This window comes from Mesorhizobium amorphae CCNWGS0123, from assembly GCF_001686985.1.
GTDB lineage: Bacteria > Pseudomonadota > Alphaproteobacteria > Rhizobiales > Rhizobiaceae > Mesorhizobium > Mesorhizobium amorphae.
Map to the genome: position 1 here is coordinate 3,894,880 of NZ_CP015318.1, position 17,756 is coordinate 3,912,635.

The following is a 17,756-nucleotide window of genomic DNA, read 5'->3' on the forward strand; positions in this document are numbered from 1 at the left end:
TTCATAACCAGTGAAATCCGGCCACTGGAGCTTCGCAATCGACGCTTGCGCATCGACGCCAGCCTGCCATGATTGCGGTGACAAACGCGGCGGGGAATTGGGGTAGATGCCGTGACGCCGCACAATGAGGCTGGCAGGGGCGATTATGCCGAAACGGTGCTGTTGCCGGGTGACCCGGAGCGCGCCGAATGGATGGCTGAGACTTTTCTGGAAGCGCCGCGCTGCGTGAACCGCCGCAGGGGCGCGCTTGGCTTCACCGGGCTGTTTCGAGGCAAGCCCGTCAGCATCCAGTCGACCGGCATCGGCGCCTCGTCCTTCCTGATCTACGCCCACGAGCTGCTGGATTTCCATCGTGTCAAAACGCTTATCCGCACCGGGACATGCGGTGGCCTGAGCGAGGACGTGGCGCTGCGCAGCGTCGTCATTTCGAGTGCCGTCCACGCCGAGAGTGAGCGCAGCGGCCAGGTCTTCGATCTGTACGAACGGGCAGGCCCCGATCCGGCGCTTCATGCGCTGGCGCTGCAAAGGGCCGCCGACCTTGGCATCGTCTGGAGCGCGGGGCTGACGGTCTGCAGCGACATATTCTACCACCCCGACGGGCGCGACCGCTTTGCTGAAGCGCAGGCGCTTGGGGCAGTGGCGGTCGATATGGAAACCAGCGCGCTTTACCGCATTTCAGCCCATTTCGGCGCGCGTGCCCTGTCGCTGCTGAACGTGGTCGATCATGTCACCACCGGCGAGCAGACCGACTACTCCGAACGCCAGGCGCTTTTCACCGACATGACGCGGCTGGCGCTCGAAGTGGCGGTCGACAGCTAATGCATGTCGCCCAAAAGTGTGCAGCGGTTTTGGGACAACGACATGCATAAAAACAATAACCAAAAGCGCGTCGCATGAGGCCGTTCAGCCGCGACGCGCTTTAGGCGGCTTGCCGCTTCGGCGTCATCTGTTCTTCCGGCCGATGGCCGCGCAGATAAAGCGCGCAGGTGGTGCGCAGCATCGACGCGAAGTTCGGGATCTGGCCGTTGATCTCGATCGCCTCGTCATAGAGTTTTGAGATGAATTTCGGCGTTGTCAGACCCTGGCTGTCGGCGATCTCGTCGAGCAATGCCCAGAACGTTGCCTCGAGCTGGATGCTGGTCGAGTGGCCGTCGATGCGGATCGACCGGTTGATCTGGCGGTAGCCTTCCGGGTCCTGCCCGGCAAAAACCCTGCACATGCTTACCTCCCATTTTGTTGGTTTTGGGCGCGACCGGCAGAGTCGGCACCTTTCAGCAGTCGCTCATCTTCATTCGGAAAACAGAAAACAGCAATCGGACTTTCGTCTTTGGCAGGAATGGCATCGGGCTTCCCGAGAGTTTCGCGTGGTAACCGGCTGCCACCACCTTTTCCCGCCGCCGCCCATAATCGCTCCAGTCACGCTGCAACGGAGACTGATTTGGCGAAGGCGATCCACACCATGATCCGGGTTCTCGAAGAGGCCCGGTCCGTCGATTTCTACCGGAACGCCTTTGGACTCGACGTTGCCGACCGGCTCGATTTCGAGACCTTCACGCTCGTCTATCTCAGCAATGCCGACATACCCTTTGAAGTCGAATTGACCGTCAACAAGGGCCGGCAAGAACCTTATGCGCTGGGTGACGGCTACGGCCATTTGGCGGTTTCCGTCGCCGACCTGGACAGCGAGCATGACCGGCTCGGCGCACTTGGCCTCAACCCGAAGAAGATCGTCGAGTTCAACCGCGATGGCGCGCTGCTCGCGCGCTTCTTCTTCATCGAGGATCCCGACGGCTACAAGATCGAGGTCCTGCAGCGTGGAGGGCGTTTCCAATAGGGGATATCGGCCGCGCCAACCAGCGCGGCGCCAGCAACGGCACCTCTTGAGGTGCGAACAGCCAGCAGGGAGGAAATTATGGTCACGATCTACGAAAGGAAGCCCGGACTGTCGCGGCGCGAGCTTCTGAAACGCGGCGGCGCCAGCGCATTGCTCGTCATTTCAGGCAGTGCCGTCATCAGTCCGCAACATGCGTGGGGCTTGGAGACATCGGCACTCAAGCCCGAGACGATGGCGACGCTGATCCAGATGGCGCGCGACATCTACCCGCACGACCAGGTGCCCGACAAATATTACGCCATCGCCGTCAAGGCGCATGACGAGCTGGCCGGCAAGGACCCGGCCCACAAGGATCTCATCGAAAACGGCATTGCCGATCTCGACACGAAGGCCGGCAGCGGCGGCTACCGCGGGCTTGGATGGGAGGAGCAGCGTGTTGCGCTGCTGAAGGACATCGAAACCTCGCCATTCTTCCAGGCCGTGCGCGGCGGTCTCGTCGTCAGCCTCTACAACCAGAAGGAGGTCTGGCCGATCTTCGGCTACGAGGGCGAATCCTATTCCAAGGGCGGCTACATCAAGCGCGGTTTCGACGACATCGAGTGGCTCTGAGCCTCGTTCGTCTCCAACCGCTTCAGTCAGACATCATGGGAGGAAACCATGGCAGCACCATTTGATCTCAACAATGACGGCGTGGTCGTCATCATCGGTTCGGGCGCCGGCGGCGGCACGCTCGGCAACGAACTCGCACAGAAGGGCGTCGATGTCGTCATCCTCGAGGCGGGCGCCCGTCACGAATATGATGACTTCGTCAACGACGAGTGGGACTCCTTCACCCAGCTTGCCTGGAAGGACAAGCGCACGACCTCGGGCGACTGGCGGGTGGCGAGGGATTTCCCCAACCTGCCGGCCTGGATCGTCAAATCCGTCGGCGGCTCGACCACTCATTGGGCAGGTGCCTCGCTGCGCTTCCAGGAGCACGAATTCAAGGCGCATTCGACCTACGGCAAGGTGGACGGCGCCAGCCTGCTCGACTGGCCGATCACGCTGGCCGAGATGGAACCCTATTATGCCAAGGCCGAAGCCAAGATGGGCGTCACCGGCACCAATGACTGGCCGCGGCTGCCTGGCAACAACAACTTCAAGGTGCTGAAGGCCGGCGCCGACAAGCTTGGTTACAAGGAATGCCACACCGGCAACATGGCCATCAATTCGGTCGATCGTGACGACCGCATGTCCTGCCAGCAGACCGGCTTCTGCTTCCAGGGCTGCAAATGGGGCGCCAAATGGTCGACGCTCTACACGGAGATCCCCAAGGGCGAGGCGACCGGCCACCTCGAGGTCAGGCCGAATGCCATGGCGGTCAAGATCAACCATGACGCCAGCGGCAAGGTGACCGGCGTCGTCTACGCCGACAAGGACGGCAAGCTGCAGGAGCAGAAGGCCCGCATCGTCGCGGTTGCCGGCAATTCCATCGAGAGCCCGCGCCTGCTGCTCAATTCGGAATCAGCCAAATTCCCGAACGGGCTCGCCAATTCGTCGGGGCAGGTGGGCAAGAACTACATGCGCCACACCACCGGTTCGGTCTACGCCATCTTCGACAAGCCGGTGCACATGTATCGCGGCACCACCATGGCCGGCATCATCCGCGACGAGGCGCGTCATGATCCTTCACGCGGCTTCGTCGGTGGCTATGAAATGGAGACGCTCGCACTCGGCCTGCCGTTCATGGCCGCGTTCCTCAATCCCGGCGGCTGGGGCCGTTCCTTCACCACTGCGCTCGACCACTACGACCACATGGCGGGCCTGTGGATCGTCGGCGAGGACATGCCGCGCGCGGAAAACCGCATCACCTTGCATGCCGACGAGAAGGACGAGCATGGCATGCCGATCGCCGACGTCCATTTCGACGACCATGCCAACGACACCGCAATGCGCGATCACGCCTATAAACAGGGTCAGGCGCTCTATGCGGCGGTAGGCGCCACCCGGACGTTCCCGACGCCGCCCTATCCTTCGACCCACAATCTCGGCACCAACCGGATGAGCGAGAAGGCGGAAGATGGCGTCGTCAACAAGCATGGCCAGGCGCACGACATCAAGAACCTGTTCGTGTCCGACGGCAGCCAGTTCACCACCGGCGGGGCCGAGAACCCGACATTGACGATCGTCTCGCTGGCGATCCGCCAGGCCGACTACATCGCCAACCAGATGTCGGAAAAGAGCATTTAGGCACTCCTCCCGACTGCCTACAGGCGCGGAACATATCTGGCATGTTCCGCGCCTTTTTTTACTGAGGCGGTGGCCAACGCCAGGCGTCGCCGCTCAGCCCTTGGTGCAGGTCGAGGCCGTAAAGGCGCCGTCGGGTTGCTTCATGATGATGTCGAAGGAAGGGCTGGTCTGGCCATCCAGGGTGGCTTGCGTCATCGAGATCGAATTGCCGCCGGTCGAGTAGCCACCGAGAGGGCCAAGCCAACTGATCACGCCGTTGGCGTCCATCTGGTAGTTGTAGGCTTGGGGCGCGGTCCCGAACGTCACAGGGCCGGTATAGACGTTGCCCTTGATGGTGATGTCGCCGAGGTTGAAGAACAGGCCGAGCAGGTAGACCTCGCAATGATAGGTCCCGTCCGGCAGCTTGCCGTCAGTGAAGTCGGCACGTGCGCCAACCGTGCTGGCAGACAGAAGCACGATGCTGAAAATGCAAGAAATCCTGGATGCCATGACGTCGCTCGCGTGAAGGCCGACCTTGCCTCATCTCCATGCCGGGCCGCAACCGTTGACGCATGTCGTCCTGATGTTGCGGGCTCAAAATTTAGGCATTGGTCGGATTTGGGCAAAATCTAGGCAGATGTGCGCAATTTCTCCTCATTCAAGATTTCGGTCGGCGCCATTCATGCTTGGCATCTAATATAGTAACCGGCTGATAAGGCTTGGATATCCAGGATCAACCGACCTCATTTCACAGTTTGGCACGGTGGTTGCATAGCTTTGTTGCGGTGCAATCAACCAGCTCGGGAGTGTGGAATATGAGGGGAAATTTCTCAAAAATAACAAAAATGTTTTCGGCAAGCGTGGTTGCTGCCGGCCTGTTGGCGTCGGCTCCCGCGAGGGCGGCGGACGACACGATCAAGGTCGGTATCCTGCACTCGCTGTCGGGGACCATGGCGATTTCGGAGACGACGCTGAAGGACGCCATGCTGATGCTCATCGAGGAGCAGAATGCCAAGGGCGGTCTGCTCGGCAAGAAACTCGAAGCGGTCGTCGTCGATCCGGCGTCCAACTGGCCGCTGTTCGCCGAAAAGGCGCGCGAGCTGATCTCCAAGGACAAGGTCGCCGCCGTGTTCGGCTGCTGGACCTCGGTGTCGCGCAAGTCGGTACTGCCGGTGTTCTCCGAGCTCGACAACATCCTCTTCTATCCCGTCCAGTATGAGGGCGAGGAAAGCGAGCGCAACGTGTTCTACACGGGTGCCGCGCCCAACCAGCAGGCGATTCCCGCCGTCGATTATCTGATGAGCGAGGACGGCGGTTCGGTGAAGCGCTGGGTGCTGGAAGGCACCGACTATGTCTATCCGCGCACCACCAACAAGATACTCGAAGCCTATCTCAAGGCGAAGGGCGTCGCCGCCGAGGACATCATGGTCAACTATACGCCGTTCGGCTTCTCCGACTGGCAGACCGAGGTTTCGGCGATCAAGAAGTTCGGTTCGGCCGGCAAGAAGACCGCTGTCGTCTCCACCGTCAATGGCGACGCCAACGTGCCGTTCTACAAGGAGCTCGGCAACCAGGGCATCAAGGCCGAGGACATCCCGGTCATGGCCTTCTCGGTCGGCGAGGAAGAGCTTGCCGGTCTCGACACCGCGCCGCTGGTCGGCCATCTCGCCGCCTGGAACTACTTCGAAAGCGTCGACACGCCGGAGAACAAGAAGTTCATCGCCGACTGGCACAAGTTCATCAAGAACGACAAGCGCACCACCAACGATCCGATGGAAGCCCACTATATCGGCTTCAACATGTGGGTGAAGGCGGTCGAAAAGGCCGGCACCACCGATCCGGACAAGGTCATCGACGCCATGATCGGCGTCTCCGTGCCGAACCTGACCGGCGGCTATTCGACCATGATGCCGAACCACCACATCACCAAGCCAGTGCTGATCGGCGAGATCCAGGCCGACGGCCAGTTCGAGACGGTGTCGCAGACCCCCGGCCTCGTGATGGGCGACGAATGGTCCGACTACCTGCCGGACTCCAAGGACCTGATCTCCGATTGGCGCGCGCCTTTGTCCTGCGGCAACTTCAACGTCGCCACCGGCAAGTGCGGCGGCAAGGGGACCAACTAATCCTCCCGGGTCTGACCGGTCGCGGATTCTTCCGCGACCCAGGCCGCGAAGCGTCCGGGCGAGCTTTTCCTCCAGTCCGCCCGGACGCGCAATTCCAGATCACAGAAGAGTATCTGAACGGATGATCCTGTTGCGCGCTCTCGGTCTCACACTGTTGTTCCTGATGGCAAGCCTGTTGCCGTCGAACGCAGCCGAGGCTGATCTGCGCGCCATAATCGCCAAATTCGCCACCGGCACCGGCTTTTCGGCCACCGAGGCCGTGGTGCGTGAACTTGCAGCCACTGGCGACCCTCTGGTCGAACGCCCACTCGCGGCACTGGCCGAAGGCAATCTCTACATCCGCAAGGCCGATTCCGCGGTCTTCGTCGGCACGGAGGCCGGCGACAGCGTCGCCTTGCTCGACCCGCTGAGCGGTGAGAAATCGGCCGAGGCCGCCAAGGCCGACATCACCAAGATCAAGGTCAACAACACGCTGCGCCGCGTCATCCGCGACGCGCTGGGCACGCTGACGCTACGCGCCAAGGATCCGACTGTCCGCATTGCCGCCGCCGACACCATGTTCAAGACCCCCGATGCCGCCAACATCGAACCGCTCGATTCGGCCATCGCTGCTGAAACCGACGCCAACGTCAAGGCGCTGTTCGAACAGGCCCGGGCGGCGTCGGTTCTTGTTTCCGAAAGACCCGAGGCCGACAAGCTCGCTGCCGTCGCCCTGATCGGCGCACGTGGCGACCGCGACGCGCTCTCGCTGCTCACCTCGGTGGAGGCGAATTCGCAAGGCGCGGTCAAGGACGCCGCGACGGCGGCGATCGGCAGCATCAACTCGTCGCTGGCGCTCTGGGATGCCGGCCAGAACATCTGGTACGGCATCTCGCTGGGTTCGGTGCTGCTGCTCGCCGCGATCGGCCTCGCCATCACCTTTGGCGTCATGGGCGTCATCAACATGGCGCATGGCGAGATGGTCATGCTCGGCGCCTACACCACCTTCGTCGTCCAGCAGGTGATCCGCACCTCCTTTCCCGGCCTGTTCGACTGGTCGCTGGTCATCGCCCTGCCACTCGCCTTTCTCGTTGCCGCCCTTGTCGGGCTCATCATCGAGCGCGGCGTCATTCGTTTTCTCTATGGCCGGCCGCTCGAAACCCTCCTGGCGACCTGGGGCGTCTCGCTGATCCTGCAGCAGGCCGTGCGCTCGATCTTCGGGCCGACCAACCAGGAGGTCGGCAACCCGTCCTGGATGTCTGGCTCCGTCGACATCGGCCAGTTGGCCGTGACCTGGAACCGGCTGTGGATTCTGGTCTTCGCGCTCGGCGCCTTCGCCGTGCTGCTCTACGTGATGAAGCGCACGCCCTGGGGCTTGCAGATGCGTGCCGTCACCGCCAACCGCCGCATGGCCGCCTCCATGGGCATAAGGACGCCATGGGTCGACGCGCTGACCTTTGCGCTCGGCTCCGGCATTGCCGGCATCGCCGGCGTCGCGCTCAGCCAGATCGACAATGTTTCGCCCAATCTCGGCCGCGGCTACATCATCGACAGCTTCATGGTCGTGGTCTTCGGCGGCGTCGGCAATCTCTGGGGCACGCTGGTCGGCGCCTTTTCGCTCGGCATCGTCAACAAGTTCCTCGAGCCCTATGCCGGCGCCGTGCTCGGCAAGATCGTCGTTCTCGTCCTCATCATCCTGTTCATCCAGAAGCGCCCGCGCGGCCTGTTCGCGCTCAAGGGCAGGGCGGTGGAAGCATGATCACCGGACGCTTCTTCGCCGCCGGTGCGGACCGCCGCATCGCCATCACGATTCTCATCCTGCTGGCGGCCGCGATCATCGTACCGCTGCTCAATCTCGCGGTGTCGCCGGCGAGCGCCTTCTATATCCCGTCCTACATCGTTGCGCTCACCGGCAAGTATCTCTGCTACGCGCTGCTTGCTCTGGCGCTCGATCTGGTCTGGGGCTATTGCGGCATCCTCTCGCTCGGCCATGGCGCCTTCTTCGCGCTCGGCGGCTATGCGATGGGCATGTATTTGATGCGCCAGATCGGCTCGCGCGGCGTCTACGGCAATCCCATCTTGCCCGACTTCATGGTGTTCCTGAACTACAAGGAACTGCCCTGGTTCTGGTACGGGTTCGACCATTTCTGGGTCGCGGCGATCATGGTGCTGGCCGTGCCTGGCCTGCTCGCCTTCGTCTTCGGCTGGTTCGCCTTCCGCAGCCGCGTCACCGGCGTCTACCTGTCGATCATCACCCAGGCGATGACCTACGCGCTGCTGCTCGCCTTTTTCCGCAACGACATGGGCTTTGGCGGCAATAACGGCCTGACCGACTTCAAGGATATTCTCGGCTTCAACGTGCAGGCCGACGCGACGCGCTCGGCCCTATTCGCGGCCAGCGCGATCACGCTTGCGCTCGCCGTCTTCATCACCTGGGCGATCGTCGGGTCCAAATACGGCAAGCTCCTGATGGCGGTGCGCGATGCCGAGAGCCGCACGCGCTTCCTCGGCTGGCGGGCCGAGAACGTCAAACTGTTCGCCTTCACCGTGTCGGCGGTGATGGCCGGCATTGCCGGTGCGCTCTACGTACCGCAGGTCGGCATCATCAATCCCGGCGAGTTCGAACCGTCCAATTCGATCGAGGTCGTGGTCTGGGCCGCCGTGGGCGGCCGCGGCACAATCGTCGGGCCGATCATCGGCGCTCTGCTGGTCAACGCCGGCAAATCCTGGTTCACCGGCGCGCTGCCGGAATTCTGGCTGTTCGCGCTTGGCGGATTGTTCGTCGCCGTCACGCTGTTCCTGCCCAAGGGCATCATCGGCATGTGGGACTCATGGCGCGGCAACGCCAGGGCGCAGCGCGCGGCCTCGCTCGCCGAGGAAGCCGGCACCGATCCCGATGTCCCGCCGCCGAAGGTCGTTCGCAGCGCGGCGACAAAGCCGGGTGACTGGTCCGCGTCCGGCCCCGAACCACAGCCGGCGGAGTGAGCGATGTCGAAGTCGAACACGATCCTCTATCTCGACGGCGTCTCGGTCTCCTTTGACGGTTTCCGCGCCATCAACAATCTGTCGCTGGTGCTGGACAAGGGCGAGATGCGCGCCATCATCGGTCCCAACGGCGCCGGCAAGACGACCATGATGGACATTGTCACCGGCAAGACGCGCCCCGACGAGGGCGAGGTGTTCTTCGACGGCCAGGTCGATCTTACCAAACACGACGAGGCCGAGATCGCCATGATGGGCATCGGCCGGAAATTCCAGAAGCCGACCGTCTTCGAAAGCCACAGCATCGAAGAGAATCTGATGCTGGCGCTCAAGGGCCCGCGCTCGATCTTCCCGGCGCTGTTCCATCGCCGCTCGGCGGCCGAGGCGCGGCGGATCGACGATATCCTCGGCATTATCCGACTCGGCGACAAGCGCAACGAACTCGCCGCCAATCTGAGCCACGGCCAGAAGCAGTGGCTGGAGATCGGCATGCTGCTGGCGCAGGATCCAAAACTGCTTCTGGTCGATGAGCCGGTCGCTGGCATGACCGACGCCGAGACCGAGGAGACCGCGCGCCTGCTCAAGGATATCGCTCGCGACCATTCGGTCGTCGTCGTCGAGCACGACATGCATTTCGTGCGTGAACTCGGCGTCAAGGTCACCTGCCTGCATGAAGGCTCGGTGCTGTCCGAAGGCTCGCTCGATTTCGTTTCGGCCGACGAGCGTGTCGTCGAAGTCTATCTCGGGAGATGATCATGGTCTGGCGGGTGCAATTTCATCGCTTCGATCTGTCGTTTCTCAGGTTCTGGAGAAGGCGCTGACATGCTCGAAGTTTCGAATGCCACGCTTCACTACGGTGCCGCCCAGGCGCTGCGCGGCGTGTCGCTGAAGGCAGGAGCGGGCAAGATCACCTGCGTGCTCGGCCGCAACGGCGTCGGCAAGACCAGTTTGATGAGATCGATCGTCGGCCACCACCGGCTGACGAGCGGAAGTGTTGCCTTCGAGGGGAAGGCGCTCGACCGGAGCGCGGCGTATGACCGCGCCCGGTCGGGCATCGCATTCGTACCGCAGGGCAGGGAGATTTTTCCGCTGCTGACGGTCAGGGAAAACCTCGAATCGGGCTTTGCCCCGCTGAAGCGCGCCGACCGCAACATTCCGGGCCATGTCTTCGAGCTGTTTCCGGTGCTGAAGCAGATGCTGGGTCGTCGTGGCGGCGACCTGTCCGGCGGCCAGCAGCAGCAGCTCGCCATCGGCAGGGCGCTCGTCATGCGGCCGAAGCTGTTAGTGCTCGACGAGCCGACCGAAGGCATCCAGCCGTCGATCATCAAGGATATCGGCCGCGCCATCCGCTATCTGCGCGACCAGGCCGGCATTGCCGTGCTCCTGGTCGAGCAATATCTCGACTTCTGCCGCGAGCTTGCCGACGAGGTCAACATCATGGACCGTGGCCAGATCGTCCATACTGGCCCGGCGGAAGATCTCGACCGCGCGGATGTCAGGAAGTTTCTGACAGTCTAGACCGTTCGTCGGCCTTTCTTCTCCGGCGGCTCCAGTCATTCTCCAATCATGCTGTCTGCAACTCTGGCGCGCCAAGAACTGCGTGCTACTCTTTGCTTGGCTTTGGTGAGTCGGCCACTTTCCGTACCAGTCTGTTTTTGGGTCAGATCAAAGGGACGGCGCGGGCTCGGCGGCAAGTTCCACGCAAGCATGGCCTCCTATCCTCCTCCTGCGATCTGAGTTGTTCAACGCGTTTGGGCAATCTGGCTTGGGGAACGGCCAATGGAGCGTTTTGTCGAGGACTACCAGAAACGGCGGCTCACCGAGCGCGTCGACATCATCACCGCCATCAACATTTTGAGGTCGCAGGGCTACGATCCCGACGAACTGATCGGCGAAATCACCAAGGTGTTCTACGTCGACCTCGATGCCTACAACGAGATCGTCATGGCGTCATAGCGCCGGCGAAGCTGTTAGCCCGTTCGCCTGAACGTCGAGGCAAGCACACGATTGCGGCCGTCGCGCTTGGCGGCATAGAGCGCCTTGTCGGCGGCGCTGAGCACCTTGTCGAAGCTCATGCCGTCCTTGCTGCCGAAGGCATAGCCCGCGCTGACCGTGCACGACAGGGGGCGCGTCTCGGTCTCGATCCGCCGCGCTGCGAAAGACGCGCGGATCCGTTCGGCGGCAAATTCCGCCTTCTCGGGCAAGGTTCGCTTGAGGACCAGCGCGAATTCCTCGCCGCCCATGCGCGCGGCGGCATCGCTCGGCAGCAGATTGGCGGTAAGCTCCTCGGCGAACACTTTCAGCACTTCATCGCCTGTAGCATGGCCGAACTCGTCGTTGATGGCCTTGAAGCCGTCGAGGTCGAACACCACCACCGCCGTGAAGGCGCCGACCGGCGCATTGCCATGCAGGTCGAACAGCGCGCGCCGGTTGAGCAGGCCGGTCAGCGGATCGGTCAGTGCATTGCGGCGATGATGCTGCGCTAGGCGCCCCTGGTTGAGCGCCAGCGACAGCGCGCCGATGCCGGTCATGCAGGCGATGACGATGACAAGGCTCAGATCCTCGGCCCAATTCCTCGGCGCATGGCCAAGCACGAGTTTGCCGTCCGATGCCAGAACCATGGCGCACAGCAGGAAGGATATCGCGGTGATTGAATAGAGCGCCGCGACACCGATGATCGGTACGGGGGATTCGCTGCGCCCCCTCCAGTATTCGAGAGCGGTGGCGAACAAAAGCAGCGCGGCGAACGAATTCTCCAGCATGAAGCCCAGTCCGTCATAACCGAGCGCCATTGGCGGCAGGGCCACGGCAAGTGAGATGCCGGCGCCGAGAGCGATACGCGGTAGCGGCGAACGGCCTGTCGTGAACTGGTGGGCCGCACCCAGCATGGTCGAGAAGCCGAGCAGCAGCAGGGCGAGCGTGGCGACGCCGAGCATTGGCCCGGGCTTGTCGATATAGGCCTTGTAGGCAAAGACGTCGCCGACAACCAGCAGCACGCTGACCGCCCAGGTCAGCAGGAATTTCTCCGAACGCGCGGTGAGCCAGATGCCGAACAACGTCAGGCTCAGGCAGGCGGCGGAAAAGCCGACCGCGAGCAGCAATGAGTTGTAGTCGAGCGCCATGCCTCGTCCTTGCCCGCGCTGGTGCAGCTCAGCGCCCGGTTGGATTCATGCAGCAAGGAGGTATCGATAAGGTTACGATATCGGCGAAGATGTCGAGATTTCACAACGTTAGAGGATCGCCACCGACAAGATACCCTGCAGGTTCCGACAGGGCTGCTGGATGCAGTGAGGGCTCGCCGCCTAATCCATCACCCGTTTCATCAGCGCCATGGCGCCGAAGGGCGCGCGGACTTTGCCTTCGGTGATGAAGTAGGCGAACACATCGCGCGGCTTGACAGGCGCCTCGGTCGAAGGGTCGGCGTGTGGCAGATCGGCAGGCGCCTTGCCTTCCGCCCAGGTCTTTACCCGCGCCGCCCACTCATCGAGCCCTTCCGGTGTGTAGCAGTCGGGATTGTCGTCGCTGCCGGTCTGCAGCCGCGCATAGATGAAATCGCCGGTGACGTCGGCAATCCCAGGATATTTGGCATGGTCGGCATAGACGATCGCCACCTTGTACTTGCGCGCCAGGACTGGGAATTCCGGCACGACAAAACTGTCGTGCCGCACTTCCACCGCATGGCGCAGCGCAACCCCGTCCTGCTTTTCCGGCAGCAGCTTGAGAAAGGCTTCGAAATCGTCCGGATCGAATTTCTTGGTCGGCGCGAACTGCCACAGGATCGGCCCGAGCTTGTCGCCGAGCGCGGCGACCCCCGAGCCTAGGAATCTCGTCATCGATTCACCGGCCTCGCCGAGCACGCGCCGGTTGGTGACAAAGCGGTTGCCCTTCAGCGAATAGACGAAGCCATCAGGCGCCTCGCTGGCCCATTTGACGAAGGTCGGTTCCTTGAAGCTCGAATAATAGGTGCCGTTGACCTCGATGCTCGGCACCTGACGGCTGGCATATTGCAGCTGCTTGGCCTTGGAAAGCTTGTCCGGATAGAAGGACGTGTCCCACGGCTCGAAGGTCCAGCCGCCCATGCCGGCGCGGATTTTTCCCTGGCTGCTCATCGTCGTCCTCCCAATGCTCGAAAATCAGACCGCCATACCGCCGTCGACGGGCTTGGCCATGTCGACGACTGTCCATCCTGGCTGGTAGGGATGGGGCCGTCGACCCGTTTCCCGGAAACCATAGGCCGCGTAGAGCGCAATGTTCCGCTCCATACGCGAATTGGTGTAGAGCCGCACCCCCGGCAAGCCCCACAGCCGCGTCTGCTCCTTGGCGAAATCGAGCAGCTTGATGCCAAGCTTCTTGCCCTGGAAGGCAGGCGAGACTGCGACGCTGAAGATCATCGCATGATCGGGATGCCGCTCGAGAACGATCAGTCCGGCCAGTTCTGAGCCGCTCTCCAGCAGCCAGACCTCGCCGCGTTCGATCCGCGGCGCATAGTCCTCGGTGACCGGGATTGGCGGCGCGCCGAACAGGGCAGTGTAGGGCGCATAGGCAAATTCGGTCAGCGAGACGACGGCGGGTAGGTCACCGGCATGCGCTTGTCTGATGGTCATTCAAAAGCTCTCCAGACACCGCGCTGTCCGCCTACTCCGCCGCTTCGCGCTTGCCTCCAGGACGCCGCTCCAGAAGCTCCTTGAGGAACTGACCGGTATAGCTGCGCTTCTCGCGCACGACCGCTTCCGGTGTGCCGGAGGCGACCAGCTCGCCACCGCCGTCGCCGCCCTCCGGGCCGAGGTCGAGCACCCAGTCGGCGGTCTTGATCACCTCAAGATTGTGCTCGATGACCACCACCGTGTTGCCTTGGTCGACCAGCTCGTGCAGCACTTCCAAGAGCTTGGCGACGTCGTGGAAATGCAGGCCGGTGGTCGGCTCGTCGAGGATGTAGAGCGTCTTGCCCGTCGCCTTGCGCGACAGTTCCTTGGCGAGCTTGATGCGCTGCGCCTCGCCGCCCGACAGCGTCGTCGCCTGCTGGCCGATATGGATATAGCCCAAGCCAACCTGCTTCAGCGTCTCCAGCTTGTCGCGCACGCCGGGCACCGCGGCGAAGAAGTCGACGCCTTCCTCGACCGTCATATCCAAAACATCGGCGATCGACTTGCCCTTGAACAGCACGTCGAGCGTCTCGCGGTTGTAGCGCTTGCCGTGGCAGACGTCGCAGGTGACATAGACGTCAGGCAGGAAGTGCATCTCGATCTTGATGACGCCGTCGCCCTGGCAGGCCTCGCAGCGGCCGCCCTTGACGTTGAAGGAGAAACGTCCCGGCTGGTAGCCGCGCGCCTTGGCCTCCGGCAGCCCCGCGAACCAGTCGCGGATAGGCGTGAAGGCGCCGGTATAGGTGGCCGGGTTGGAGCGTGGGGTTCGTCCAATGGGCGACTGGTCGATGTCGATCACCTTGTCGAGGAACTCGAGACCCTCGATGCGATCGTGATCCGCCGGATGCTCGCGCGAGCCCATGATGCGGCGCGAGGCCGCCTTGAACAGCGTCTCGATCAGGAAGGTCGACTTGCCGCCACCCGACACACCCGTGACAGCGGTGAAAGTGCCGAGCGGGATTTCGGCGGTCACGTTCTTCAGATTGTTGCCGCGCGCGCCGACGATCTTCAGCCGCCGGTTCTTCTTGGCCTCGCGCCGCACCGCCGGCGTCGCCACTTCGAGCTCGCCCGACAGATATTTGCCGGTGATCGAGGCAGGCGTCGCCATGATCTGCTGCGGCGTTCCCTGGGCGATGATCTCGCCACCATGGATGCCGGCGGCCGGGCCGATGTCGACGACATAGTCGGCATGCAGGATGGCATCCTCGTCATGCTCGACGACGATGACCGTGTTGCCGATGTCGCGCAGATGCTTCAGCGTGTCGAGCAGGCGTGCATTGTCGCGCTGGTGCAGGCCGATCGAAGGCTCGTCCAGCACATAGAGCACGCCGGTGAGGCCGGAGCCGATCTGCGAGGCCAGGCGGATGCGCTGGCTTTCGCCGCCCGACAGCGTGCCGGAATTGCGCGACAGCGTCAGATAGTCGAGCCCGACATCGTTGAGGAAGCGCAGCCGCTCGCGGATCTCCTTCAGCACCCGCACCGCGATCTCGTTCTGCTTGTCGTTGAGCTGCGCCGGCAGCTCGGTGAACCACTGGTCGGCCTTGCGGATCGATTGCTCGGTCACCTCGCCGATATGCTTTCCCGCGATCTTCACCGCCAGGGCTTCCGGCTTCAGCCGGTAGCCTTTGCAGACGGGGCAGGGCGTCGCCGACATGAAGCGCTCGATTTCCTCGCGCATCCAGGCGGATTCGGTCTCCTTCCAGCGCCGCTCGAGATTGGGGATGACGCCTTCGAAAGTCTTGGTCGTCTTGTAGGAGCGCAGGCCGTCATCATACTGGAAGGTGATCTCGCGCTCTCCGGTGCCGCGCAGGATCGCCTCCTGGGCCTCAGTGGTCAGATCCTTGAACTTGTCGCCAAGCTTGAAGCCATAGGCCTTGCCCAAAGCCTCCAGCGTCTGCGCGTAATAGGGCGAGGTCGACTTCGCCCACGGGCTGACGGCGCCGTCGCGCAACGACACGTTCTCGTCCGGCACGACCAGATTGCCGTCGATGGCGCGCTGGCTGCCGAGACCGTCGCAGGTCGGACAGGCGCCGAACGGGTTGTTGAAGGAGAACAGCCTGGGCTCGATTTCCGGAATGGTGAAGCCGGACACCGGGCAGGCGAATTTTTCCGAGAACAGGATGCGCTCATGCGTCTCGTTCTTTGACTTGTTGACCGAATCCTCGCCGGTCTGGCTGGCGTCGAGCGGTCGGTCGGCGAACTCGGCCACCGCCAGCCCTTCGGCGAGCTTCAGCGCCGTCTCGATGGAATCGGCAAGTCGCGTCGCCAGATCGCCGCGCACCACGATGCGGTCGACGACGACGTCGATGTCGTGCTTGTATTTCTTGTCCAGCGCCGGCACGTCGGCGATCTCGTAGAAGACGCCGTCGACCTTGACGCGCTGAAAGCCCTTCTTCTGCAGCTCCAGCAGTTCCTTGCGATATTCGCCCTTGCGGCCGCGCACGATCGGCGCCAGCAGGAACAGGCGTGTGCCTTCCTCGACGGCCAGCACGCGGTCGACCATCTGCGACACAGTCTGGCTTTCGATCGGCAGGCCGGTGGCCGGCGAATAGGGGATGCCGACGCGCGCGAACAGAAGCCGCATGTAGTCATAGATCTCGGTGACGGTGCCGACCGTCGAGCGCGGGTTCTTCGAGGTGGTCTTCTGTTCGATCGAGATGGCAGGCGACAGGCCGTCGATCTGGTCGACGTCGGGCTTCTGCATCATTTCGAGGAATTGCCGCGCATAGGCCGACAGGCTCTCGACATAGCGGCGCTGGCCTTCGGCATAGATGGTGTCGAAGGCAAGCGACGACTTGCCGGACCCCGACAGGCCAGTCATGACGATCAGGCTGTCACGCGGCAGGTCGAGATCGACATTCTTCAGATTGTGTTCGCGCGCCCCGCGAATGGAAAGGTATTTATGGTCGGCCATCGCCGGTCGCCGCCTCAGGTCTGGAATTCGTGGGATCGGCGGGTTTTCCCGGCCATCCCCTATGTAGGTATTTTCGCCGCCACGTCGAGAGACGCCACAAATCTCGACAGAAGCCTTTAACCGTCTTTCGCGCGAGGGGGCAAGCGGAAAGAACAAAGGCCGAACACGCTCCTGACAAAGTGCTGTGAAGAACCGGAACGGCGGGCACTCCGTTGGGCAGTTCCGGCATGTCGCCCTTACCTGGACGTAACCTCCCGGCGATCACATTTTCCGTAACCGGCTATTCAAAGGTTGACGCTGCCGACTCGGGGGCGCAGTGTCCACGGGTCAACGGAGCCGGCCGTCTTTCGATGGCCTCGCCGCCCCAGGCGGCTTGCGAGACGCCGCAGGCTTTTGCGATTTGCGCTTCGGACGACATGTCGCAACGGACAGAGGAGTGGAGCATGACGCCACCGGACAGTCCCTTGAGGCTCCACATATGGCTGGAGCCCCGGCAGGCATAAGTGCCAGGGTGGGCGTGAGCGCCCGACCCGACAAACCGTGACCTGCCGATCCCTGACAATTAGAGACCACTGGTCGGATCGTCGGCTGAATGCCGCGAAGCATCCGAAATCAAAGTCGGTATAACACTACCGACACGTTGGATTTTAGATCCATAAAAAGCCCCGTCCGTTTGCGGAAGCAACGGCGGGGCTGCTCGTTTGAGGGGGGGTGCAAAGCCGACTGATGTTGCCGCGAGCGAGAGCTACCGGTTGGAAGGCTTGATCGCACCGGCGCCAACATCGACCGTGATGCTGCCGGAAATCCTGACATCGGTTTCGCCGATCTTGAACTGGCCGTTGCCGCTGGCAGGCAGCGCGTCGTCGGGTTCGGGTTCCGGGGCCGGCTTGGCGATGCGATAGTCGCCGGTCACGCCGGGAAGGGCGCCTTTCTGGGTCGAGCTGTCGTCGGCAAAGGCGGATCCGGCCAGCATGCTGGCGCCGGCGAAGGCGGCGGTGACGGTGCGAACCAGTCTGGAAAGGCGGATGTCGGTCATTGCTGAACTATAGTGTCGCGCCGCTGGCGAGGCC

The 17,756-nt window shown here is 62.7% G+C and carries 17 protein-coding genes; 10 read left to right on the forward strand and 7 right to left on the reverse strand.

Annotation, left to right across the window (positions count from 1 at the left end):
* Positions 1-111 precede the first annotated feature (111 nt).
* Positions 112-819, forward strand: coding sequence for a purine-nucleoside phosphorylase (locus A6B35_RS18265; RefSeq protein WP_006202028.1), 708 nt, complete (start codon positions 112-114; stop codon positions 817-819).
* A 100-nt stretch (positions 820-919) separates the two neighbouring features.
* On the opposite strand, the gene A6B35_RS18270 is transcribed toward A6B35_RS18265, so the two are convergent.
* Positions 920-1,219, reverse strand: coding sequence for a ribbon-helix-helix domain-containing protein (locus A6B35_RS18270; protein WP_006202029.1), 300 nt, complete (start codon positions 1,217-1,219; stop codon positions 920-922).
* A 219-nt stretch (positions 1,220-1,438) separates the two neighbouring features.
* Between A6B35_RS18270 and A6B35_RS18275 the strand changes: the two genes are divergently transcribed.
* From A6B35_RS18275 to A6B35_RS18285, 3 genes are all read left to right on the forward strand, one after another.
* A complete protein-coding gene (locus A6B35_RS18275; RefSeq protein WP_006202030.1) occupies positions 1,439-1,834 on the forward strand; it encodes a VOC family protein in 396 nt (131 codons plus the stop codon).
* 78 nt (positions 1,835-1,912) lie between these two features.
* A complete protein-coding gene (locus A6B35_RS18280) occupies positions 1,913-2,443 on the forward strand; it encodes a hypothetical protein (protein ID WP_006202031.1) in 531 nt (176 codons plus the stop codon).
* 48 nt (positions 2,444-2,491) lie between these two features.
* Positions 2,492-4,063, forward strand: coding sequence for a GMC family oxidoreductase (locus A6B35_RS18285; protein ID WP_006202032.1), 1,572 nt, complete (start codon positions 2,492-2,494; stop codon positions 4,061-4,063).
* Positions 4,064-4,156: 93 nt separating this feature from the next.
* Here A6B35_RS18285 and A6B35_RS18290 read toward each other — a convergent pair whose 3' ends face one another.
* The gene (locus tag A6B35_RS18290) at positions 4,157-4,552 is read right to left on the reverse strand and encodes a hypothetical protein (RefSeq protein WP_006202033.1); all 396 of its coding nucleotides are present in this window, start codon (positions 4,550-4,552) and stop codon (positions 4,157-4,159) included.
* A 305-nt stretch (positions 4,553-4,857) separates the two neighbouring features.
* Here A6B35_RS18290 and urtA point away from each other — a divergent pair, with 305 nt between their 5' ends.
* The 6 genes from urtA to A6B35_RS34570 all read left to right on the forward strand — a co-directional run bounded on the left by urtA (position 4,858) and on the right by A6B35_RS34570 (position 11,085).
* Positions 4,858-6,168 carry an urea ABC transporter substrate-binding protein gene (gene urtA, locus A6B35_RS18295; protein WP_040582718.1) on the forward strand — a complete coding sequence of 437 codons (1,311 nt, stop codon included), beginning with the start codon at positions 4,858-4,860 and terminating at the stop codon, positions 6,166-6,168.
* A gap of 121 nt (positions 6,169-6,289) precedes the next feature.
* On the forward strand, positions 6,290-7,906 hold the full coding sequence (gene urtB, locus A6B35_RS18300; RefSeq protein ID WP_006202035.1) for an urea ABC transporter permease subunit UrtB: 1,617 nt from the start codon (positions 6,290-6,292) through the stop codon (positions 7,904-7,906).
* Entirely contained in the window at positions 7,903-9,132 is a 1,230-nt protein-coding gene (urtC, locus tag A6B35_RS18305) for an urea ABC transporter permease subunit UrtC (RefSeq protein ID WP_006202036.1), read from the forward strand. The genes urtB and urtC overlap by 4 nt, the downstream gene beginning before the upstream one ends.
* 3 nt (positions 9,133-9,135) lie before the next feature.
* Positions 9,136-9,882 (forward strand): urea ABC transporter ATP-binding protein UrtD, encoded by a 747-nt coding sequence (gene urtD, locus A6B35_RS18310; RefSeq protein WP_006202037.1) that lies wholly within the window; start codon positions 9,136-9,138, stop codon positions 9,880-9,882.
* A gap of 69 nt (positions 9,883-9,951) precedes the next feature.
* Complete coding sequence (urtE, locus tag A6B35_RS18315) at positions 9,952-10,647, forward strand: urea ABC transporter ATP-binding subunit UrtE (RefSeq protein WP_006202038.1); 696 nt, start codon at positions 9,952-9,954, stop codon at positions 10,645-10,647.
* Positions 10,648-10,908: 261 nt separating this feature from the next.
* Entirely contained in the window at positions 10,909-11,085 is a 177-nt protein-coding gene (locus A6B35_RS34570; RefSeq protein WP_006202039.1) for a hypothetical protein, read from the forward strand.
* A 14-nt stretch (positions 11,086-11,099) separates the two neighbouring features.
* Here the strand turns inward: A6B35_RS34570 and A6B35_RS18320 are convergent, their stop codons facing one another.
* From A6B35_RS18320 to A6B35_RS18340, 5 genes are all read right to left on the reverse strand, one after another.
* Positions 11,100-12,251, reverse strand: a complete 1,152-nt coding sequence (locus A6B35_RS18320) for a GGDEF domain-containing protein (RefSeq protein ID WP_006202040.1) — start codon at positions 12,249-12,251, stop codon at positions 11,100-11,102.
* Between the two features lie 180 nt (positions 12,252-12,431).
* The gene (locus A6B35_RS18325; RefSeq protein ID WP_006202041.1) at positions 12,432-13,238 is read right to left on the reverse strand and encodes a DUF72 domain-containing protein; all 807 of its coding nucleotides are present in this window, start codon (positions 13,236-13,238) and stop codon (positions 12,432-12,434) included.
* Positions 13,239-13,262: 24 nt separating this feature from the next.
* Entirely contained in the window at positions 13,263-13,733 is a 471-nt protein-coding gene (locus tag A6B35_RS18330) for a GNAT family N-acetyltransferase (protein WP_006202042.1), read from the reverse strand.
* A gap of 31 nt (positions 13,734-13,764) precedes the next feature.
* A complete protein-coding gene (gene uvrA / locus A6B35_RS18335; RefSeq protein WP_006202043.1) occupies positions 13,765-16,686 on the reverse strand; it encodes an excinuclease ABC subunit UvrA in 2,922 nt (973 codons plus the stop codon).
* Between the two features lie 745 nt (positions 16,687-17,431).
* Positions 17,432-17,722: a hypothetical protein gene (locus tag A6B35_RS18340; RefSeq protein WP_006202044.1), complete on the reverse strand. Its 291-nt coding sequence runs from the start codon at positions 17,720-17,722 to the stop codon at positions 17,432-17,434.
* Positions 17,723-17,756 lie beyond the last annotated feature (34 nt).